This is a genomic window from Parafrankia colletiae (assembly GCF_001854655.1).
Taxonomy (GTDB): Bacteria; Actinomycetota; Actinomycetes; order Frankiales; family Frankiaceae; genus Parafrankia; species Parafrankia colletiae.
In genome coordinates this window covers 1-20,731 of record NZ_MBLM01000176.1, presented here as the reverse complement: position 1 = coordinate 20,731, position 20,731 = coordinate 1, and the positions used below count along the sequence as shown (strand labels likewise).

19 protein-coding genes are annotated in these 20,731 nt (G+C 71.6%); 13 read left to right on the top strand and 6 right to left on the bottom strand.

The genetic code is table 11. From position 1 onward, the window contains the following. Nucleotides 1-690 (top strand): tetratricopeptide repeat protein (locus CC117_RS32555; RefSeq protein WP_131803179.1); only part of this gene is annotated, 690 nt, incomplete at its 5' end. Between the two features lie 303 nt (nt 691-993). Further along, entirely contained in the window at nt 994-1,731 is a 738-nt protein-coding gene (locus CC117_RS32550; protein WP_241830616.1) for a hypothetical protein, read from the top strand. Nucleotides 1,732-1,810: 79 nt separating this feature from the next. Here the strand turns inward: CC117_RS32550 and CC117_RS32545 are convergent, their stop codons facing one another. Next, the gene (locus tag CC117_RS32545; protein ID WP_084133126.1) at nt 1,811-2,440 is read right to left on the bottom strand and encodes a TetR/AcrR family transcriptional regulator; all 630 of its coding nucleotides are present in this window, start codon (nt 2,438-2,440) and stop codon (nt 1,811-1,813) included. A 71-nt stretch (nt 2,441-2,511) separates the two neighbouring features. On the opposite strand from CC117_RS32545, the gene CC117_RS32540 reads away from it, so the two are divergent. The 3 genes from CC117_RS32540 (at nt 2,512) to CC117_RS32530 (ending at nt 5,907) form a co-directional block, all read left to right on the top strand. Further along, entirely contained in the window at nt 2,512-3,633 is a 1,122-nt protein-coding gene (locus tag CC117_RS32540) for a hemerythrin domain-containing protein (RefSeq protein WP_071091870.1), read from the top strand. Nucleotides 3,634-3,784: 151 nt separating this feature from the next. Beyond that, on the top strand, nt 3,785-5,065 hold the full coding sequence (locus CC117_RS32535; RefSeq protein WP_407673627.1) for an ABC transporter substrate-binding protein: 1,281 nt from the start codon (nt 3,785-3,787) through the stop codon (nt 5,063-5,065). After that, complete coding sequence (locus CC117_RS32530) at nt 5,062-5,907, top strand: cobalt-precorrin-6A reductase (RefSeq protein WP_241830614.1); 846 nt, start codon at nt 5,062-5,064, stop codon at nt 5,905-5,907. The genes CC117_RS32535 and CC117_RS32530 overlap by 4 nt, the downstream gene beginning before the upstream one ends. Before the next feature lie 12 nt (nt 5,908-5,919). On the opposite strand, the gene CC117_RS32525 is transcribed toward CC117_RS32530, so the two are convergent. Both CC117_RS32525 and CC117_RS32520 read right to left on the bottom strand, forming a co-directional pair. After that, nucleotides 5,920-7,926 carry a DNA polymerase gene (locus tag CC117_RS32525; RefSeq protein WP_241830613.1) on the bottom strand — a complete coding sequence of 669 codons (2,007 nt, stop codon included), beginning with the start codon at nt 7,924-7,926 and terminating at the stop codon, nt 5,920-5,922. 4 nt (nt 7,927-7,930) lie between these two features. Continuing rightward, complete coding sequence (locus CC117_RS32520) at nt 7,931-8,479, bottom strand: TetR/AcrR family transcriptional regulator (protein ID WP_071091862.1); 549 nt, start codon at nt 8,477-8,479, stop codon at nt 7,931-7,933. Nucleotides 8,480-8,713: 234 nt separating this feature from the next. Between CC117_RS32520 and CC117_RS32515 the strand changes: the two genes are divergently transcribed. The 4 genes from CC117_RS32515 to CC117_RS32500 all read left to right on the top strand — a co-directional run bounded on the left by CC117_RS32515 (nt 8,714) and on the right by CC117_RS32500 (nt 12,822). Further along, nucleotides 8,714-9,640 (top strand): TIGR03564 family F420-dependent LLM class oxidoreductase, encoded by a 927-nt coding sequence (locus CC117_RS32515; protein WP_071091884.1) that lies wholly within the window; start codon nt 8,714-8,716, stop codon nt 9,638-9,640. 34 nt (nt 9,641-9,674) lie between these two features. Continuing rightward, nucleotides 9,675-9,908: a hypothetical protein gene (locus tag CC117_RS32510; protein WP_071091860.1), complete on the top strand. Its 234-nt coding sequence runs from the start codon at nt 9,675-9,677 to the stop codon at nt 9,906-9,908. 549 nt (nt 9,909-10,457) lie between these two features. Next, nucleotides 10,458-11,675 (top strand): acetyl-CoA C-acetyltransferase, encoded by a 1,218-nt coding sequence (locus CC117_RS32505; RefSeq protein WP_071091881.1) that lies wholly within the window; start codon nt 10,458-10,460, stop codon nt 11,673-11,675. A gap of 133 nt (nt 11,676-11,808) precedes the next feature. Further along, complete coding sequence (locus tag CC117_RS32500) at nt 11,809-12,822, top strand: zinc-binding dehydrogenase (protein ID WP_071091857.1); 1,014 nt, start codon at nt 11,809-11,811, stop codon at nt 12,820-12,822. A gap of 46 nt (nt 12,823-12,868) precedes the next feature. On the opposite strand, the gene CC117_RS32495 is transcribed toward CC117_RS32500, so the two are convergent. Continuing rightward, on the bottom strand, nt 12,869-15,658 hold the full coding sequence (locus tag CC117_RS32495) for a SpoIIE family protein phosphatase (protein WP_071091854.1): 2,790 nt from the start codon (nt 15,656-15,658) through the stop codon (nt 12,869-12,871). A 273-nt stretch (nt 15,659-15,931) separates the two neighbouring features. Here CC117_RS32495 and CC117_RS32490 point away from each other — a divergent pair, with 273 nt between their 5' ends. The 3 genes from CC117_RS32490 (at nt 15,932) to CC117_RS32480 (ending at nt 17,335) form a co-directional block, all read left to right on the top strand. Continuing rightward, on the top strand, nt 15,932-16,468 hold the full coding sequence (locus CC117_RS32490) for a VOC family protein (RefSeq protein WP_241830612.1): 537 nt from the start codon (nt 15,932-15,934) through the stop codon (nt 16,466-16,468). 28 nt (nt 16,469-16,496) lie between these two features. Next, nucleotides 16,497-16,904 carry a nuclear transport factor 2 family protein gene (locus tag CC117_RS32485; protein ID WP_084133123.1) on the top strand — a complete coding sequence of 136 codons (408 nt, stop codon included), beginning with the start codon at nt 16,497-16,499 and terminating at the stop codon, nt 16,902-16,904. Between the two features lie 146 nt (nt 16,905-17,050). Further along, the gene (locus tag CC117_RS32480; protein ID WP_071091851.1) at nt 17,051-17,335 is read left to right on the top strand and encodes a hypothetical protein; all 285 of its coding nucleotides are present in this window, start codon (nt 17,051-17,053) and stop codon (nt 17,333-17,335) included. Between the two features lie 361 nt (nt 17,336-17,696). On the opposite strand, the gene CC117_RS32475 is transcribed toward CC117_RS32480, so the two are convergent. Both CC117_RS32475 and CC117_RS32470 read right to left on the bottom strand, forming a co-directional pair. Next, on the bottom strand, nt 17,697-18,176 hold the full coding sequence (locus CC117_RS32475) for a hypothetical protein (RefSeq protein ID WP_131803178.1): 480 nt from the start codon (nt 18,174-18,176) through the stop codon (nt 17,697-17,699). A 167-nt stretch (nt 18,177-18,343) separates the two neighbouring features. After that, complete coding sequence (locus CC117_RS32470; RefSeq protein WP_071091846.1) at nt 18,344-18,733, bottom strand: hypothetical protein; 390 nt, start codon at nt 18,731-18,733, stop codon at nt 18,344-18,346. Between the two features lie 857 nt (nt 18,734-19,590). On the opposite strand from CC117_RS32470, the gene CC117_RS32465 reads away from it, so the two are divergent. After that, nucleotides 19,591-20,538, top strand: coding sequence for a hypothetical protein (locus CC117_RS32465; RefSeq protein ID WP_131803177.1), 948 nt, complete (start codon nt 19,591-19,593; stop codon nt 20,536-20,538). The last annotated feature ends 193 nt before the right edge of the window (nt 20,539-20,731 follow it).

Genomic DNA, 20,731 nt, shown 5'->3' with positions numbered 1-20,731 from the left:
GATTACGAGGCTGCGGAAGGTAGTTTCCAGCAGGCGCTGGCCATCTTCGAGGAGATCGGGGGCCGAGGTATCGCCACCAGCCACAGCGAGCTTGGCAGGATCGCCGAACTGCGGGGGGATCATGCTGTGGCGGAAGGCCGCTATCAGCAGGCGTTGGTCATCTTCGCGAAACTCGGGAACCATGCCGGTGTTGCCGCCAGTTTCGTTCATCTCGGCGACATCGCCGCGCTGCGGGGATCCTACGAGGCTGCGGAGGAATGCTATCAGCGGGCGCTGCTCATCTTCGCGAAGCTCGGGAACCATGCCGATATCGCTGCCAGCTTCGGCCAGCTCGGCAGGATTTCTCAGCTGCGAGGAGATTATGCGGTTGCGGAAGTCTGCTATCGGAAATCTCTAGCCGTTTACATGGAGCTCGGGGACCAAGCCGACATCGCCACCATCATCTCTCGACTCGGGATTCTGTACTCTGCGCAGGGTCGTGCAGCTGACGCTGTGCCGTACACTGTGATGGCTCTGATAATTCGGCTCCAGATCGAATCCCCCGACGCCGCCGTCGACCTCCACCTGCTGCGTCAACAGAGGGAAGATATGGGCGACGCTAAATTCCGGGCGAGCCTCGATGGTCAGCACTCTCCCGAAAGTATCGACGGAATTCTCGGCATCCTTGACTCCGTGAGATCCGAAGAATAGCCATGGTTTGAGAGTCGAATTTCCGTGGAATACGACCAGGTGGGCGCTGTCGCCGTGTTCCTCGGTGAACTCGTACCCGTCCTCGTCCTGATACCCAATGCGTCATCTCCGCCCACCAGTTCCGGGTGCCGGATGTAAAGACCCGGTCGCGAAAGTTCAACTTTGCCATACAAAAAATGTAGTTCGCAGGACTGTTGTGCCCACCGGTAGACCGTGACGTGATCAACGTCGATGCCCCGTTCAGTCAGTAGCTCCTGGACGTCCCGATACAACAGCGGAGATCGCAGGTGCCAGAATGATCTCGTGGACGAGCTGGACATGGATGGTGCCGTGGACGAGCTGGAGATCGCCTGGCGGCAGCTGAGCTTCGGGCAGAAGGTCACGGCGAGCCTGCCGCATCTCGCGGCGCAGGCGCTCGCCGACGGGCACGACAGTCCGGCGTTGCGCGAGCTGGCGGGGCTCGGCGTCCGTGACGATCTGCTGGCCCGCCGCTTGCTCCCGCTGGTACTCGAGGAGCTGGATCGTGACCTTGACCGGGCACCTGGCGGCTGGGGTCGGACGGTGCCCTGGGAGACGGCGCGGGAGCAGTTCGAGGCTGGTCTCGTCGACCGCACCGACCATGCGCTGACAGCTGTCCGGCGTGATCTCGCAGAGATCGGCGGTACGGTCGGCCGCCTGACGCTGCACTGGGCGGGCAGCTATGGCGACGACGGTGAGCCGCATCTGCTGGTCGGCTTCGACGGCGAGCCCTGTCGCGGCGGCGGGAATCCGGCCGAGCCCCTGTCTGGCAGGGATCTGGCCGAGTGGGTGCTCTCCCTCGCCGCGAATACGCAGGAGGCCGTGATGGAGCTGTTCCTGTGCTATTGGCCGACCTGTGCGCGGCATCGCCGCGGCCTGCACCTGCATGATTCCTATGCGAACGGCGACGACGAGGGGGAACGAGGCGAGCAGGGGTGGCCGGTGTGGCGGTGCCGCGCGGAAGGCGGCCACCTCGTCGCTCCGGTCGGCGGTCTCGGAACCGGCTCGCCGACCGGAGCCTGATCCGTAGGCGGGCGACGGGTGCACCGACGCCGCGGCAGCCGAAGGTGAGGCCCCTCGATCGGCCGCGCGGCAGTTGAGGTCAAAGAAGCAGCATGGTGAGGGTGGCCTCGTACCAGGCGGCGACGGAGGCCTCGTCGCGGTCGGGGTCGTCCTCGTAGAGCAGCCAGGCCGTGTACCAGTTGCACGTCGTCCACACCGTGCGCGAGGCGTCGTCCACGCTGAGACCGGGCCGTAGGCCACCGCCGGCGGCAAGGGCCGCCACGAACAGCCGCGTGTCCTGCAGGCGGCGCCGCTCCTGCTCGCGCCAGGCGGCGGCGATCGACTCGTCCTGCGCGGCGGCCTGGACGTAGGCGCGGCTGATCTGGGCGTTGCGCCTGGCCCGGCGGCCCGCGAGCACCCCGAACAGGTGCAGCTGGCTTCGCTGGTCCGCGGCGCCCATCGCGGCGCGGAAGGTGTCGTCCTCGGCGAGCGCGGTGTCGGTGCCGTCGTCGACGGTCCGTTCCAGGGCCAGCTCGAGCAGCCGCGCCTTGGACGCCAGCGCGTAGACCGACTCGACGGCCACGCCGGCCTTCGCGGCGACGGCCTGCATCGTCGTTCCGGCGTAGCCATGGGTGCAGAAGAGGTCGACGGCGGCGTCGAGGATCGCGGCCCGGGTCGCCTGGGCCTGGGCGGCCCGGCGGGGCGAGTGGTAGCTGCGGGTCGGCTTCACGACGACTTGCACTCCAGGTGACATGGAATCAATACAGTCTGACTGTATTGATTCTAGCGAGGGAGCCTCCGATGGCGAAACCGACCGCCTATCTTCTGATCCACGACGCCATCCGCCTGGAGCTGCGTCGCCTGGCCGACGTGACGTCCGAGCTCGCCGACGGCCGCCGGGTCGCCGGGCCGACGCAGCTCGCCGCGCTGCGCGACCACGTGAACGACGTCCTCGACGTCCTGCACCACCACCATGTCGGCGAGGACGACTACCTCTGGCCCCTGCTGCGTGACCTCGGGCTGCCGGCCGACGGCCTGRCCACCCTCAGCGCCGACCACGAGAAGCTCGACCTGCTGATCCAGCGGCTGCGCACCGGGCTGGCGGGGCTCGCCGGCGGCGACCGCGGGGCGGTCGGTGCGCTCGCCACCGTCACCGGCACCCTGCACTCCCTCATGGACGAGCATCTGGCTGTCGAGGAGTCACTGGTCGTTCCCGCGATCGAGACCATGATCACGGACGCCGAGCTGACCCGGCTCGAGAAGCGGATGGGCCGCGACTCGACGGCGCGGATGTCCTTCGCACTGCCCTGGGTGGCCGAGGCGGGCCCGGACCGGATGGCGGAGGTCGCCGGCGGGATCGGGCCGCTGCTGCCCGCCCTGCTCGCGGTGAGCCGCGCCGGTTACCGGCGCCGACTGGGTATCGCCTACGGGGCCCTCGTGGCGGAACCGGGCCCGGTGCGGCTGCGTGGCGCGGCCGAGATCGTCATCCCCGCCCCGGTGGAGGAGGTGTATGCGGCGGTCTCCGATGTCCGCCGGATGGCCGGGTACAGCCCGGAGTGCTACCGGTGCGAGTGGCTGGACGGGGCCTCCGGGCCTGTGGTCGGTGCCCGGTTCCAGGGCTGGAACCGCTTCCGGGGGTTCCGATGGTCCCGTGAGTGCGAGATCGTCACCGCCGATCCCGGCCGGATGTTCGCGTTCCGGACGCGTCGGACGAGTCTCCGGCCGGACAGCACGCTGTGGCGGTTCGAGTTGCGCGAACACCGCGCAGGCACCCACGTCAGCCAGACGTTCGAGCTCTCCGCCGGGGCAGCGGTCATGCTGTTCGAGCGGGTGAGCGGCCGGGAGACGAGTACCCCGGCCGCCATGCGGCGCACCTTGGAACGGCTGCGTGACGACCTGGCCCGCCTGCCCGTGCACGCCTGAGTCGACCTGCCGCAGGGCGATGTAAATCCGCCCGAAAAGGTTGACGCGGGCCGCCGCACTGCGAATGCTGAATGGCTGGTGCGGAAAGGGAGCGAACAGCGGAATGGTGCTCTGGGGAAGTGGCGTGGCCGGCCGGCGTGTGCGACGCTCGATGCCGGACTTCACCTGGAGTAAACGGAGGCGGGGCCGGGTAAGCGCGGGTCGCCGCCGTGCCCCGTGGGCAGCAGCCGGTCTCTCGGCGGTTCTCCTGACGGTGTCGAGCGGGTGTTCTGGCGCCGCGGATGCTCCGGCTGCGCCGGACTGCGCGAGCGCGCCGGGGATTACGGGCGACACCGTCCGCCTGGGTCTGCTCATGTCGGACTCGGGGACTGCGGCCAGTCAGGTCATTGGTGCCCGGTCCGGCATCGACGCGCGCATCGAGTCCGAGAACGACCGGGGTGGGGTGCACGGCCGCAGAATTGTCTACGACTGGCGCGACGACGGATCGAATCCAGCGGCGAATCTGATCGCCGCGCAGGACCTGGTCGAGCGAGGTGGGATTTTCGGTCTGCTCAGCGCCAGCGTCGTGGCCACCGGTTCGGCCGATTACCTGCACGAACGGGAGATCCCGATCGCTGGCCTCGCGACGGAGCCGGCCTGGTCGAGCTACGACAACATGGTGAGCTACCTGAACCGGGTACCGACGGCAGTCGTCTACGACACCCTGGCGCAGTTCGCCCGGTCGAAGGGGGTGCAACGAGCCGTGATCGTCAAAACCTCGATGTCAGCGGCCTCCGAGGTCGGGGCCCAGCGGATCGAGCGGATCCTGCGGCACGCCGGAATCGAGATCGTCGCAGCCGTCGACTACACGCCGAACGGCATCACCGCGGCGACCCTGGGCCGCCAGATCGCCCAGACCGGAGCCGACGGCCTGTTCGGCGCGCTCGCCGGCGACCAGTTCGCCGAGGTGTACAACGGCGCGGTGGCGGCCGGTGCCCCGCTGCGTGCCGGCGTGGGAACCAACGGGTACGGCCATGAGCTCCTCAGCAGGTACGGCGCGAAGATCGCCGGGGCCTACTTCTACCTCGCCTACCAGCCGTTCGAGGCTGATACGCCCGCCCAGCGGGAGTATCAGGCAGCGCTGGCGCGTCATGCCCCAGAGCTTCATCCGCCCGACGCGCAGGCCGCCGTCGAGTCCTACATCGTCACGGATCTGCTGATCAGAGGACTCGACGCCGCCGGGCCGTGCCCCACCCGGGCCGGGCTGCTCGCCGCACTGAGATCCATCACGGACTTCGACGGCGCGGGCCTGCTGCCCGGACCGGTCGATCTCACCAAGGGTTTCGGCCAGTCGGCGAGCTGCCTCACCTTCGTGCAGGTCAACCAGGCCGGGACGGGCTTCGACGTCGAACAGCCGCGGTGCGGCCAGCCCATCTCCGGCCCGGCTGCGTGACACGGCGGGTGCTGGTGCTCGGCGGCACCGCGGACGGCCGCCTGCTCGCGGAGCGGCTCGCCGAGCTGCCCGACGTGCGGGTCACCTACTCCCTCGCGGGCCGGGTCACCGCGCCCGCGCTGCCGCAGGCCGCCGGCGCGGCCCGGATCCGCGCCGGCGGGTTCGGCGGCGTGGACGGTCTGGTCGACTATCTCCGGTCCGCGCGGATCACGGCGGTGATCGACGGGACGCATCCGTTCGCCGCCGTGATGACCGGGACGGCGGTGGCGGGCTGCCGGGCGGCCGGAGTACCCCTCCTGGTCATGCGGCGGCCAGGATGGACCGAATCCGCCGGCGACCGCTGGCACCGGGTGCCCTCACTCGACGCGGCGGCCCGCGCCCTCGACGGACTCGGCGAGCGGGTGTTCCTCACGACGGGCCGTTCCAGCGCCGCGGTGTTCGCCGGTCTGGACCGGCACTGGTTCCTCCTCCGGTCGGTCGAGGCCCCCGGGCCTGTGCTGCCCGCCCGGTCGGAGATCCTGCTGGAGCGGGGCCCGTTCACCGTCGAGGGGGAGACGGCGCTGATGCGCCGGTACCAGGTGGACGTCGTCGTCACCAAGGACAGCGGCGGCACGCTGACGGCGGCGAAACTGAGCGCCGCGCGGGCTCTGGGCCTGCCGGTGGTGATGGTCGACCGGCCCCCGCTGCCGGCCGGCGCAGCCACCGTGCCGGACTCCGGCGCGGCCCTGCGCTGGCTCGACGCCCAATGTGACGGAGCGGGCGGCCCTCCGGACCCACCAGGAACGCAGGACCCACCAGGAACGCCGGGCTCCGCGGACCCGCTGGCGTGGCCTGGCCGCTGAGCGGCGGCCGGTTCAGCTCTTGGCGTCCGACCACCGTTCGGAGACCGTGATGTCGGCGACGAACCGGACGCCGCTGCCCGCGGCCCAGTAGCCGGCCGTCGCGTCCAGCGCACGGCGGGTCGCCGCCACCACCTCGTCCGCCCGTTCCGTGGGCACGTGGAGCAGCAGCTCGTCGTGCAGGCAGAGCACGATCTCCCCGCCGAGCGGCACGAGCAGCTGGCGCACCGTCACCGCCCACGCCTTGAACAACTCGGCGGCCGCGCCCTGGACCACCGCGTTGCGGGCGAAGCGGCCCCAGCTCGCGTTGACCCTTTCCGGATCGCGCGCGCCGTCCGCCTCGTCCGTGCCGTCAGGCCTGACGGGCAGCGGGATCCGGCGCCCGCCGAAGGTCCGCAGCGGGGGCCGTGTCACGCCCGCCGGCGCCGCGGGCTCCCGGCCGACGGCCTCGGCCGCGTCGAGGTAGGCGAGGGCCACGGGGTAGGTCCGCCGCATCTGGCGCAGTGCCTGGCCGGCGGCTCCGGACGTCTGCCCGTACATCGCGGCGAGGACGGCGACCTTCGCCGTGGGGCGGTCGACCCGCAGGCGTGCCGCGACGGGTGCGTACAGGTCGTCCTGCGCGGTCGCCCGGGCCAGCTCGGGATCTCCGGAGACCACGGCGAGGACACGGGGCTCGATCTGGCCGAGATCCGCGCGAACGAACCGGTACCCGGGTTCGGCGATCACCGCCACCCGCAGGTCGCCGGGCAGGCTGTGCAGCCCGGCGTCGGCCGTCATCCGGCCCGCGGCGCCGTCGCTGCCCCGCCAGCCCCCGCGCAGCCGCCCGTCGGCGCCGACATGATCGTCCAACCAGCCGAAGCCGTAGGTCGTGGCGATCCGCTCCGCGCGCCGCCAGGCCAGCAGCGGCTCGATCACCGGGTGGGCGCCGCGCAGCGCGGTGAGCCGCCACGACCGGGTGTCCGGCACGTCGATGCCGACCGCGGCCAGGCCGGCCCGGAGTGACAGCGGGCTGCGCAGGTCCACCGACGGGCCGAGATGGCGCAGGACGGGGGCGTCACGGGCCTGCCTGGCCGTGACCCGTCCGGTCTCGTCACGCGGCCTCGGCCCGATGATGCCGGCGATGGTCCGCTCGGCGGTCGGGCGGTGCACCGGCAGGCCGCGCCGCGCCAGCTCGTGGGCGAGCAGCTCCGCGGCCGACTCGGCGCGCGCCGTCAGGACGGCGAGCGGCACACCGGTCGGGCGGACCCGCGGGTCGGGCAGGGCCCGCAGCGTCCGCTCCTGGGCAGCCATGGCCACCAGCGCCAGCTCGGCGAACCGCTCCGCCCGCGCCAGCCTCACGTCCACCCCGCCCGCCGCGGTTCCGCGCAGGGTCTCCTCGATCCACCCCGGACGGAGCTGGCCGTCCGCCCCGACCGGGCCGTCCGCCCGGACGTCGTCCCCGACCCGTCCCGCGTCGCCCGTGTCGGGGAGCTTCGGCGACTCGTCGATGGTCGCCAGCAGGTCGAGCTGGCCGTCGCTGCGGTGGCGCGGCGGCGACGGCGGGGGCGGGAGCCCGCGGACGGCGGCCCAGACCGCACCTGGGTCGTCCCGCCGGCCGCCGTGCAGGACGCGGTGGACGGCGGCCAGATCCCAGCACAGCGCGGGGGCTGTGCCTCCGTCACCCGCCGGGCGGAGGCCCCGACCGGTGGAACCGGCATCGGCCCCGGAACGGTCGTCGCCGGCCCCTGCCAGCAGCGACCCGGTGCCGCGTATCGTCCACCACACCCATCGGGGCGAGAAAGCCGCCTCCACCGCGCGGAGGACGGCGGCGGGGTCGGCGGAGTAGGCCCACGTCGTCCCCCCGTGCGCCAACGCGACCCCGGTGTGGCCCACGGGGACCACCGCCACCGGCGAGCCGCGGCCTGCGCCGGCCGCAGCAAGCGCCCGCACCGCCGCGCCGCCGCCTTCCGCTGTCGCCTCGGCGCCGGCGGCCCGGGGGCTGCGTGGGGCGTGGGGCGCGCTGGTCCCGGGCGCCCTGGTCACGCGGTCATCCGGATGCGGACCGCAGGACATCGTCGGCGGCGCGGGCCCGCAGGCCGTCGAGGAGCACCGTGGTGAGGTGGTCGTCCGCGCGCGCACCCGGGCGGCACAGTGCGACGTTGAGGATGCCGATGACCTCCGCGGGCGGGATGTCGGAACGCAGCGTGCCCTCCCGCTGCGTCCGCGCGATGACGTGTGCCAGCAGCGCGTTGAAGTCGGTGACGAGCTCCTGCAGATGCGCGGGCGGCGGCAGGCCGGCGGTGAGGTCCTTGATGACCGCCAGTGGCAGGTCCGTGCACAGCGCCACCAGGCGGAGCAGGGTCGCCCAGCCGTCCTCCGCCGGGGCCTGCTCAGGGGCGAGCAGGGTCCGCAGGGCTTCCGCCGCCACGTCGACCAGCAGGGCCTGCCGGTCGGGAAAGTGCCGGTACAGCGTGCCGACGCCAAGCCCGGCCGCACGCGCTATCTCCTCCATGGACGCCGCCGAGCCGCGCCGCGTCAGCAGGGTGCTCGCTGTGGTGACGATGAGCTCCCGGTTCCGCCGGGCGTCCGAGCGCACGGGCCTGACCTCCCCTCGGCACGATCCCCTCGGACCGATCCCAGCAGTGCCCCGCGACGTCTCGGCGACCACCTCCGGCGCCTCCCGCCCGGAGCGGCGGGAGGCCCGCGGTGGTGCCGCGGCACGTCCCGCGACTGGCCCGTCGGAGATTCCGCGGGTACCTCTGCCGCCGGACATCATGCTACGGTCTCGCCGACGCAGAAACGGAATTCTGGATTCACCTTGGGAGGATCGCTGAAGATCGGCCTCTATGTCAGTGGCGCCGGCCCCAGCCCTGACGTACTCATCGACCAGGTACGCGCGGCGGCGGACGCCGGGCTCGACAGCGCGTACTTCAGCCAGCTGCTCTCCTGGGACGCCCTCACCGTCGCCGCGCTCAGCGCACGGGCCGTGCCCGGGATCGAGCTGGGCACGGCCATCGTGCAGACCTATCCACGGCACCCGCTCGCCCTCGCCGGCCAGGCACTCACCGTGCAGGCCGTGAGCCGGGCGCCGTTCACCCTCGGCATCGGCCCGAGCCACCCGCAGATCATCGAGGGCAACTTCGGCTACAGCTACGACCAGCCGGCCCGCCACATCCGCGAGTACCTGTCCGTCCTGCGGCCCCTGCTGCGCGGCGAGCCGGTCGACCACCGGGGGCAGGCGGTCACCGCCTCCGGGATTGTCGACGCCGCGGGTGTGCCGGCGCCGTCCGTCCTGCTCTCCGCACTCGGGCCGGTGATGCTGCGCACCGCCGGCGAGCTGGCCGACGGCACCGTCACCGTCTGGACCGGTCCCGAGCTGATCGGCGACTACATCGCCCCGACGATCAACCGGGCCGCCGCGGCGGCCGGCCGGCTCGAGCCGCGGATCGTCGCGACCGTCGTGGCCAGCGTGACCGATGATCCCGACGGTGCCCGGCAGTGGGTCGCCGAGCAGCTCGGCTTCGCGGCCAGCTTCCCCGGCTACCAGGCCGTGCTGGAACGCCAGGGCCGCACTGGCGTCGCGGAGACCATCGTCGCCGGCGACGAGGACACGGTCGGCCAGGCGCTCGCCGCGTACGCCGCCGCCGGCACCACCGAACTGGTCGTCGGCCCGATCGGTGACGAACGGGCCCGGGCCCGGACGCTGGACCTGCTCGCCGGCCTCCGCAAGGATCTCGCGCCGGCTCCGCCGGCATGAGCGTGGTGTAGACGCGGCCGGTTGCGGACCAGGGGTGCATGCCGAGGCGCCCGGCCTCGTCGGAGCGCAGGATCCGGGCGGGGCGATCACGGCGTGGGTGGAGGCGTCGAACGTGATGCGGAACTCCACCTCGACCGTGGTCGGCCGCAGCTCCAGCGTGTCGACCGACTCCCGGATCCGGCTCGTCATTTCCCGGATCGTGCCCATGGCGTCGTCGATCGCCCGGCCGGCCCAGGCAAGAACGTCCGCCGGACTGAGCGCAACCTGATTGAGGCCGGGGGCGAGCTCGACCCGTATCGGATGCTGCCGGATCCTTTCCTCCGTGGTGGGTTCCCGCGGACCCACCACGCTGCTGGAATCGACTGCCTGCGGCACGTGCGCCCCCGTTACCTGCATGTGCGTCGCCACTATCCGCGGAAAGGGTGCCACCCGGAAAGGGCTCGCAGTAGATGCCGGGTGCCGCCCTCCTYCCAGTCGGGCTGTTCGTTTTCTCGGAAGCACCTCCGCTGCTTTCTTTGAAGCAACACGACGGCGCCTTTGCCGGGCTCCCGGGCCCAGGTTCGGGTTCGGGTTCGGCGGCTGTCGTGACAGGCACCGGGCCGGGCCGCCAGCCCGCATACGGAGCGCGTCATCCGGGCGCATACGGACCGGGCCGGCGAGGCGGATAGGCGGCGGGCTGGCAGGGCGCATAAAGGGGCGGCGCGGGAACGAACTCGGTATGGTCGGCGAGATCGTCGATCCGCCGGAGCGGCCTTGCGCGCGGGCCGGCGAGTTCGTACCAGCCGGGCCGGGCACGGACGATCGAATGGGGTGTGTGATGCGTGACGCGGTGATCTGTGAACCGGTCCGTACCGCGGTCGGGCGCTTCGGCGGGGTGCTGCGCCCGCTGAGCGCGCAGGCGCTCGGCGCGGCGGTGCTGCGGGGCCTCGTCGAACGGACCGGCCTGGGGCCGGCGGATCTCGACGACGTCGTGTTCGGCACCTGTTACCCGACGATGGACGCGCCGGCCCTCGGCCGCGTCGTCGCGCTGGACGCCGGCCTGGACATCAGCGTCCCCGGCCTGCAGCTCGACCGCCGCTGCGGGTCGGGCGTGCAGGCGGTGGCGCTGGCGGCGATGCAGGTGCAGACCGGGGTCAGCGACGTCGTGATCGCCGGCGGCGCGGAAAGCATGAGCAACGCGGCCTACTAMTCCACCGGGATGCGCTGGGGCGCGGGCAGCGGGGACGTCACCCTGCACGACGCGCTCGCCCGCGGCCGCRTCACCGCCGGCGGTGAGAACCATCCGGTGCCCGGGGGGATGATCGAGACGGCGGAGAACCTGCGCCGTGAGTACGGCATCGCCCGCGCCGAGCAGGACGCGCTCGCGCTGCGCTCACACCAGCGGGCGGTGGCGGCGCAGGCCGCCGGCCGTTTCACCGACGAGATCATCCCGGTGCGGGTGCCGGGGCGCCGCGGCAGCGTGACGGTCGTGGACGTCGACGAGCATCCGCGGGCGGACACCACCGTCGAGTCGCTCGCGGCCCTGCGGCCGGTGATGGGCCGCACCGACCCGGAGGCGACGGTCACCGCGGGGAACTCCAGCGGGCAGAACGACGGCGCCTCGGCGTGCGTGGTGACGCACCCGGAGGCGGCCGAGCGACTCGGCCTGCGCCCGCTGGCGCGCCTCGTGAGCTGGTCCGTGACGGGCGTCGAGCCGGGGCGGATGGGGATCGGGCCGGTCTCCGCCACCGCGCGGGCGCTGGAACGGGCGGGGCTGAAACTCGCCGACATCGACCTCATCGAGCTCAACGAGGCGTTCGCCGCGCAGGTGCTGGCCTGCACCCGCGAATGGGGCTTCGGCGCCGCCGACTGGGAGCGGTGCAACGTGAACGGGTCCGGAATCTCGCTGGGCCACCCGGTCGCGGCGACCGGCGGCCGGATCCTCGCGACGCTGCTGCGTGAGATGCACCGCCGGGGCGTCCGCTACGGCCTGGAGACCCTGTGCATCGGCGGTGGGCAGGGCATCGCGGCGGTCTTCGAACGCGTCGACGGATAAGCCGCACGTCTCAATACAAGCCCGGTGCGGCCCTGGGTTCCCGGCATAGCGGCACCAGTGAAATCATCGTGGCTGACCTGGGTGACGTCGCTGCGTTCCCGATCGCTGGACGACCGTTCGGAGGGAGATATCCGTGGACCTGATGCGAGCCGCCCGCCTCCACATTCCCAGCCGCACTCTCACGATCGAGGAGGTCCCCAGACCTGTTCCCGGGCCGTGGCAGGTGTTGGTGAAGGTCGAGGCGGCCGGCGTGTGCATGTCGGACGTCCACCTCATCGACGGCTCGCTGGGCCGGCCCCGGTACCTGCCCGACGACACGGTCACGATCGGCCACGAGGTCGCCGGCACGATCGAGGAACTCGGCCCGGACGTGCCCGAGCTGGCCGTGGGCCAGCGGGTCGTCCTGCAGGCCGGTGAGGTCCGGGACGGTGACATGCACACCCGCGGCATCGACTTCGACGGCGGCTGGGCCGAGTACGCCCTGGCCGGGGTGGAGTCGGTGTTCCCGCTGCCCGCCTCGATCCCGTTCGAGCAGGCGGCCATCATCCCGGATGCCGTGTCGACCCCGTGGGGCGCGATCGTGAACACGGCCGCGATCCGGCCTGGCGAGGCGGCGGGGGTGTGGGGCGTCGGCGGGCTGGGCGCGCACGCCGTCCAGGTGCTGCGGGCGGTCTGCGCCTACCCGATCGTCGCCGTCGACCCGGTCCCCGCCGCCCGGGCGCGGGCCCTGGAACTGGGCGCGGACCTCGCGCTCGACCCCCGGGACAACACGCTCAAGGACCGGATTCTCTTCCTCACCCGCGGCGCCGGCCTGAACACCGCCTTCGACTTCGCCGGGGTCCCCTCGGTGTACGACCAGGCGTTGGGCGTGCTCGCGCAGGAGGGCCGGCTGGTGGTCGTGGGCCTGTCCGGCCGCCCGCTGACCATCCGCAACAGCACGACCTTCGGCTACATGAAGCACCAGGTCCTGGGACACTTCGGGTCCGGGCCGGAAGTCGTCGCCCGCCTGGTGGACCTGGTGGAGCACGGCCGGCTCGACTTCTCCCGGTCGATCACCGACGTCCTGCCGCTGGAGCAGGCCAGCGTCGCCGTCCAGCGCATGCACACCAAGGAGGGCGACCCGCTGCGCCTCATCCTGCGGCCCTGACGCGCGTCGAACCGGGCTCGAACGTCCCGGCCTCGGGGGGCCGGGTTCAGGATTCGAGCCGGACGGCGAGCATCGCCACGTCGTCGTCGTTGTCCCCGGTGCGGCCCAGCGCGGCGAGCAGGAGGTCGCACAGCTCCTCGGGCGGCAGGTCCGGCGTGGCGCTGCGCCGCAGCAGCTCCAGGCCCTCGTCGATCGGGCGGGCCCGGTCCTCGATCAGCCCGTCGGTGTACAGCAGCAGCGTGCTGCCCGGTTCCAGGACCAGCTGCGACTCCGGGTAGTGCGCCACCCCGGTGCTCAGCGGCGGCCCCGGCTCGACGGGCAGATACCATGGCTCCCCGCGCGGCGGCATGATCAGCGGTGGGAGGTGCCCGGCGGACGCCACCGTCAGCGACCCGTCCGCCGGGTCGAGGACGCCCATCGCCACCGTGGTGATGGTCCCCTGCTCGAGGCGGCTCATCGCCGCGTCGAGCTGGCCGAGGACCACGGCCGGCGCGAACCGCTCCCCGGCGTACGCCCGGGCGGCCGCACGGATCTGGCCCATCGTCGCCGCGGCGTGCAGCCCGTGGCCCATGACGTCGCCGATGACCAGCGCGGCCCGTCCGTCGTCGAGGTGCAGGACGTCGTACCAGTCGCCGCCGACCAGTGCGCCGGCGCTGCCCGGCAGGTAGCGCCAGGCGACGGTGAGCCCGGCGACGTCGGGTGGCCGGCGCGGCAGCATGCTGCGCTGTAGCGTCACCGCGATCGCCCGCTCGCGCTCGTACTGCAGCGCGTTGCCGAACGCGCCGCTCGCCCGCCGGACCAGCTCCTCGGCGAGGGTCTCGTCCCCGAGGTCCGTCCCGTACGCCGGCCGGCCCGGGTCCGGACCGCCCTGCTCGGCCGGATCCTCCTGCTCGCCCAGGTCCTTCTGACGGCCCAGGGCGACGACCGCGGCGGTGCGGCCGGCCACCAGCAGCGGGAAGGTGAACGTCCCGGTGCCCGGGTCGCGGACGGCGACCCCGCGCTGCGCCGCCGCGATGACCGGCGGCGGCGGACGCCCGGTCAGCGTGCGCAGTGCGTCGGTGCCGCCGGCGGTGGCAGCGGTCACGGCGGTGGCTTCGAGAAGAGACGCGGCGCCGGCACCGTGCATCGGGATCCGCCAGGCGGCGGCCGCGTCCGCGTACCGGGGCACGAGGAGCCCGAGGAGGCGGTCGAGGATCTGGCCCGAGTCGAGGGTGGACGCGAAAAGCTCGGCCGCGGTCGTCAGGAAGGCAGCCCTTTCGCGGGCCCGCCGTTCCGCGGCGAAGAGCCGGGCCCGTTCCATCGCCAGCGCGGTCTGCGCGGCGATCGCCTCGGCGAACGACCGCTCGTCCGGGTCGAACAGGTGTGGATGGTCGAAGGAGAACCGCAGGGCGCCGAGCACCTGGTCGGTGACGACCAGCGGCAGGCAGCACATCGCCACCACCGACGGCTCGAACCGGGCCAGGTCGGGATAGCGCAGGTAGCACTCGGCCCGCGACTCCAGCCAGACCGGGCGGCCGCTGCGCAGCGCGTCCACGGCCGGCAGCTGGTCGTCCAGCCGCTCCGCCCGCAGCTGCGCCATGAGCTCGTCGCCGTACCCGACCGCCCCCGGGACCTGGACCTGCGCCGCACCGCCGGCACCCGGCTCCGCGGGCACCAGCAGGCCACCGCCGACGGCCCCGAGCGCGGTCACACTCTCCGAGACGACCACCGCCGCCACCTGCTCCGGAGTCGTCGCGGTGGCCAGCGCCGCGGTCACCCGTTGCAGGCGCGCCGCGCGTTCGGTGGCCCGCCCGGCGAGGACCTCGGCGTCGAGGGTGTCCAGCAGATACTGCTCGAAGGTCGGTGTCGCCACCGGCGCGCCGCCTGTCTCCAGCGCGCGCAGCTGATCCACCAGCGAACGGACGTACCAGCGGCGGAACGCGACGTGCTGCGGCGGGGACTGCAGGGTCAGCAGCCGTGCCGCCCGGGCGTAGCTCTCGATCTCCTCCAGCGCCGTCAGATAGGCGTCGCCGGCCTCGGCGGAGGTGGTGGACAGCTCAAGATCCAGGGTGGTGCGGGGCACGCCGCTGGCGGCCGCGGTGAGCGCCAGCCGCCGGATCGCCTCCCGCGGTTCGGCGAACCTGGTCGTCACGATCCGCAGCAGGTCCGCCAGCCGCCCCGGCAGCGGACCGCTGGACCCGTTCCGCGCCCCGGACGTGGCGAGGGTGAACTCCCGCATCAGCCCGTCGACATGGTTCTTCGCCGCGAGCAGCAGATCTGTCGGGACGTCCCCCAGCCTGATCGCGAGCCGCGCCGCGCCACCCGCGTCGGGTGGCGCCGGGTCGGGTACGCGCGGGGTAGCGGGTAGCTCACAGGGGGGGACCGCCGCACTGGTGGCGACCGCCGCACTGGTGGCGACCAGGGCCCCGTCGCCGGCCAGCTCCGCCCAGACGATCTTGCCGCTGCCCGTCCGGTCGACGCCCCACCGGGCCGCGAGCGCGGCGACGAGGCCGATGCCGCGGCCGGTCAGCCCCAGGCCACCGGCCGGCGGGCACACCGGCGGCGTCGCACTCCCGTCCGCGATCTCGACGCGGACGGCCTCGTCGCTGACCAGGAGCCGTGCCTCGACCGGCGGCTGGCCGTGCAGCCAGGCGTTCGCCGTCAACTCGCTGGCGATCAGGACGGCGTCCGGCCGCAGGTCGGCCCACTGGTCACCGCGCAGCGCCGCGCCCACCAGCCGACGCACCGCCGACGGCGCTGATGGCTGGCAGTCCAGCTCCCACTGGCCGGCCCGGACCCAGCCCTCACCCGGCGGAGACCAGCCCAGAGGTGCCGCCGCAGCCAGGCCGTAGTCCACCGACCATGTATACCTGCCTTCGCCGGGAAACACCTCCCGGGATACTTCTGCCCGAACGCCGGGTTTCGGGCTGGTCGCCGGCTTCCGGTGCACGGCGTCATCCTCCCGGCGCGTGCCGCCTTCGGGGTGGTGCCGGGAGGTCCCCGTCGATGCCGCCGCGCGGGAGGTGAGGCCGGCATCGAACCGGGTGAAGGTCCGGGAGGCCTGGAGCCGCGGTGGGTAGGACTGCGCCGAGCAGGTGACCGGCCGATGCCCGCATCGGCCAGGAGGGGAGTGACACCGGTGACCATCGATGCGACACCAGCTGCCCGGCCCGTCGTCGCGACGGGCCGCGAGACCGCCGGTGAACAGGCGGGCGGCGCCGGGATCACGCAGCCTCGCTGGACCCACATCGCGCTGCCGTCGGGTGACCTCGACGCCTCCATCGCCTTCTACACGTCCATGACTCCGCTGGTGGTGGTGGCGATGCGGGAGGACGCCGACGGGCGCAACGTCTGGCTGTCCAATCCCGGGCAGTGGGAGACGCCGTTCGTGCTGGTACTGGCCTCGTTCAACGCCACCAGGGGCAGCCAGCAGGGCATCATGAAACCGTTCGCGCACATCGGCATCGAGCTACCCACCCGCGCTGACGTCGACAGGGCCGCCGACCGGGCCCGGGCCGCCGGCTGCCTGCACTGGGAACCGCGGGACATGCCCGACCCGATCGGCTACATCTGCGCCGTCACCGACCCGGACGGGAACGTGATCGAGTTCAGCCACGACCAGCGGGTCTTCGCGACCGTCCGGGAGCTGTGGGGCCCGAAGTCGTGACCTCGGCAGCCACGGCGTGACACGCGGGGTGGCAGAGGAAGCCACGGGGGAGTGGTCCGCGTTCCCGTTCCCGGCGCCGGTCGCCGCCTACGCGGCCGCACTGAACGCGGCCGACCCGGACGCCGTCGCGGCCTGTGTGACGGAGGACTTCCGCAACGAGCACGCCTCGCCCGCGGGCCGGGCCAGCACCGGACGGGCCGCCTACCGGCAGCGGCTGCCTGGGTTCCTGGCCGCCTTCCCGCAGCTGCGCTACACCCCCGAGGCGCCGCCGATTGCCGCCGGCGACCGGGTGGCCGTGCCCTATCTGATGACGGCCATGCTCCCCGGCGGCCCGCTGCGCGTCCGCGGCCTGTGGCTGGTGACCATCCGCAACGGCCTGATCGCCGAACGCGTCGACTACTGGGACAGTGGCGCCGTCCCGGCTTCAGCGGGCTGACCCGCCCTCCCRCTGCCCCTCGAATCTGTGATCTTCCCCTGGTCTCTGTAACGACTCGAGCGAGAGCGAATGCGCGAGTTCGGCGCTGAGTACCCTCGTGACCGGAAGTTCTACCGGACGTAGAACTTGTGCGGAGAGGAATCCCGGTGGGCGGCAAGGTCAACTGGCTCGTCTGCAAGGTCGGCTGCATCGAGTGCGGCATCATCGAGGAGCCGGCGCTCATGATGATCGGCGTGTACACGGACGAGGAAGCCGCCGTCGCGGCCGCGCGTGAAGCCGCGCACACCATCGCCAGGCGCTGGGGGATGACCAACCCCGAGGAGCCGTACGCGGTCCGCGCCGCCGAGGTTCTGGGCTCGCGGCTGGGTGCCGGATGGATGTGGACACCAGCGGATCACGAACAGGTCTACGCAGTGCAAATCCCGTTCTGACGCCGCCTGCAGGGCACTCGCAGAGCTACGGGCACTTCCCCGCGAGGGAGGCGTTGCTCGCCGCGGTCCTCGACTGGGCCAACGGGCGGATCGGATTCGGCGGCGAGCTGTCGACCGACGGCCGCGGAATGCCAGAGCCCCGCGCCGGGTGAACGGCTGCGGGGCTCTGGCTCGTCCCCCTCAGGCTGACAGACAGGGCACGGGACCGGTCCGGGACGGTTCGCGGCGGCCGCGGCCGCACGTCTGGGCCCGACCCGGCTGCCCGGGCGATGAAGTCCTCCGCTTCTCCGCTTGCGCGGAGCCTTCCGGGAAAGGCGGCGGAGAATTCCCTACCGGTCAGTACCGGGCCTCGGCAGGGGCATCATCCGCAGTTGCCCCAGGTGTACCGGTTACCGAACGCGATGGTATCCGGCGAGCCGCCCGGTGAGGCGATCATGCCGTCGTACTGAACGCACTTCCCGCGGGCATACCATTGCACCGCGGCGTAGTAGCCGAAATCACCGCTGTCATCATGCCAGCCGGTTCCGTCATCAACCAGGAGGCCGGCGTTGGTGAAGCTGGGCGCGCCCACGTAGGCTGTCTTGATGGTGACGACGCAGTTGTACCCGGTCGCGCTGTTGTACAGCAGATAAACGTCACCTCCCTTGGCGCCCGAGGGGGTGCTCAGGGTCCGGTGGCCGTCGCTCGTGTCGCTCCAGCTCCCCCCGAACTCGTTGGAGCAGGCCGAGAAGCGGCTGTAGGGATTCGTTGCCGCGTGGGCCGGCGAACTGAACACGGCCATCATTGTTGCAACGAGAGTGCACAGGGTGACCATGGTACCCAGTCGTCGGAACTTTCTCATGCTTTCTTCCTTTCTCTGTCTTCCACGTCGGGGCCGCGCAGATCTCGGCGGCTGCGCCGACCTCGCTACTGCGCAATGGTTATCGTGGTGAATTTGGGTGGAACACGATCTCGCCACCACCGAAATCGTGTGCCCAGCTGTTCCGGGCGAGGATCCGAGAGGTGCACTCAGCCGCAGTGCACGTCATGCGCGTGAATGGCCGAGTTATTGATCCCGCCGCCCCAGTCAATACAGGAGCTGGGTGCATAGACATACACCGGTCTGGTGTGGTCGGTGTAGTCGTCAGCGTTCTCGGTCTGGTCCTGATCGCCCGACAATGCCACCTCCGCGTACATAAAAACGGGGTCTCCGGGCGTGTCGCGAACGGTAACCACGCAGTTTTCCTTCGTGGCACTGCTGTAGGTAAGGAAGACGGTGCCGCCCGTCACCCTGACCGAATCGATCACATTGAAGCCGGGGCCGCACTGCCCGCCGTACGTGGCCGCGTGGGCGGCAGAGGGAGACACAAGAATCGCCCCACCTCCCAGTCCCARCATCAAGGCAACCAGAAACGTCATCCGTCTGACTCGTCCGGCAACGGGAAATCCCTCTCCGCGCACCTGTGATCAACTCCCTGTCGGTAGAGAACGAACTCGGTCGGAAAATCTCTCGGTAGACATCCCGCTTCCGGGACGCCCGTCAGTGGATCAACAGTCGGGTCGCCCCTCCGGAGACACGCCTTTTCTTGCCTGCGAGCAACGGACAGGCGAACGAAGCACGCGATCCGTCGGCGGGCACCCACGGCAGGAGGTGATGGCACGAGAAGGCGCTGCCATCGGCCGTTCGGACGCCTGCCCGGACCAAGTAAGCCAGCCCGAACGTTGACCGACCAGCAGGTTTGCATCTGATCAATCAACCCCGGACAATCTCCTCCGGGCCGCGCAGGTCAGCGCGGTCTGTGTCATGGAGGAGACCCGGGAGGTGCGTTCCAGGCCCTCGCTGTCCCTCACGTTTCACCGAGACCAGCACTCATTCACCAGGCCGACGACACCATCACCGACGACCCTGCAGCCACCGTCAGAGGAGCCTGAGCCGTGACCCGTCCTCCCCTTCGGTCGTAATGCCTCGAAAACCACGGCCGGTCGACCCGACCGCCGGACCCCTGCAGTCCTTCGCTCACGACCTCCGACTTCTGCGGGAAAAGTCCGGCCAGCCGCCCTATCGAGCTCTGGCGAAGCGAGCGGGCTACGGCGCCAGCACACTGTCGGAAGCCGCTGGAGGGGTTCGGCTACCGACTCTGGACGTCACGCTCGCCTTTGTCGGTTCCTGTGGCGGTGACGTGGAGGCCTGGCGCCGCCGGTGGCGGGAGGTGGACCAGGCTCTCCGGCCGTCGGGGGAAGAGCCGCGGGCGTCGCGGCCCACGGAGGAAGCCACCGTGCAGGATCCGCCGGTCGAGCCCGACGAGAAGAGCCCACCGGATCAGCAGGATCCGCCTGGCCGACAGGGTCCGCCGGCGACCGACTCGACTGAGCAGACCGGGGCCCCCCGGAAAACAACGCGCCGCAGACGGCTGGCTCTTCTCGTGGGCGGGGCCGTCCTGATACCTCTCGTCGGTCTTGCCCTGCTGGCGCTTACCGATCGCGTTCCGGAGGATGAGAAGGCCGGCCGATGCCCGACGGCCGCCAGGGGAACCCTCTTCTCAGGAACCACGTATGGGAACGGAGCCAACGTCCGTTCCGGCGCCAGGCTGGACCGCCCGCTGCTGAACACCGTGGCACCCGACTGTGCGGTTGGCTTCATCGGATTCTGCGTCGGGGAGAAGGTTTTCGATTCAACGGCCGGCATCCCCGACGCACGCTGGTTCATCCTTCCCCACGGCGACGGCGTGGTTGCCTCGGCGGTTATCCACGGAAATCCGCCGTCGAACATTCATCCCTCGGAGTGCCCCGACAGCCATCCGGCCCCTTCCGAAATTTCCCTGAAGGTCGCAGTCATCCCGGAGGATCCATTGTCGGCAGCTCTGCAGGTACACGGGCCGCATGTGCAGATCGTTGGTTTCGCCGCCTATTACGCAGAGGAGCCGGACAGTCCGTCCATTCGCCGCTGGCACCAGATCGGCTTCACTGGTGAGGCCAGTCCCCTTTTCACCGTGGACTGGCACCCGGGCCAGCTCCGGCTGCCCGTCGAACCCGGCGAGCGCGTGCCTGTCGCCGCCGTCGCCTGCCTCGGTGGAGGTAGCCCCACCCACGTAGCGCATATCGCCGTCCTGCACGCGCCCGGTCCCACCGCCCCCGCCGAACTCACCCCGCTGCCGACCCCGCTCTCCGCCCAGGACGACGAGAACGCGCGACAGGTGGCATGCCGCTACCCCATCATTTCTTGATCAACTTTTGGGGGGCGGATGGGCAGATAATGCTGGCTGGTTGGTCCGATCTGTAGGGAAGCTGTTCTGGTCCCAGGGATGAGAGCCCGAGTGCAGCCGTCAGATGAGATCGTCCGCGTGGTGCTGGAGCTGTTGGAGTCCGGCGGTTACGAGGGTGTCCGCCTCCGCGATGTGGCGCTGCGGGCCCAGGTCT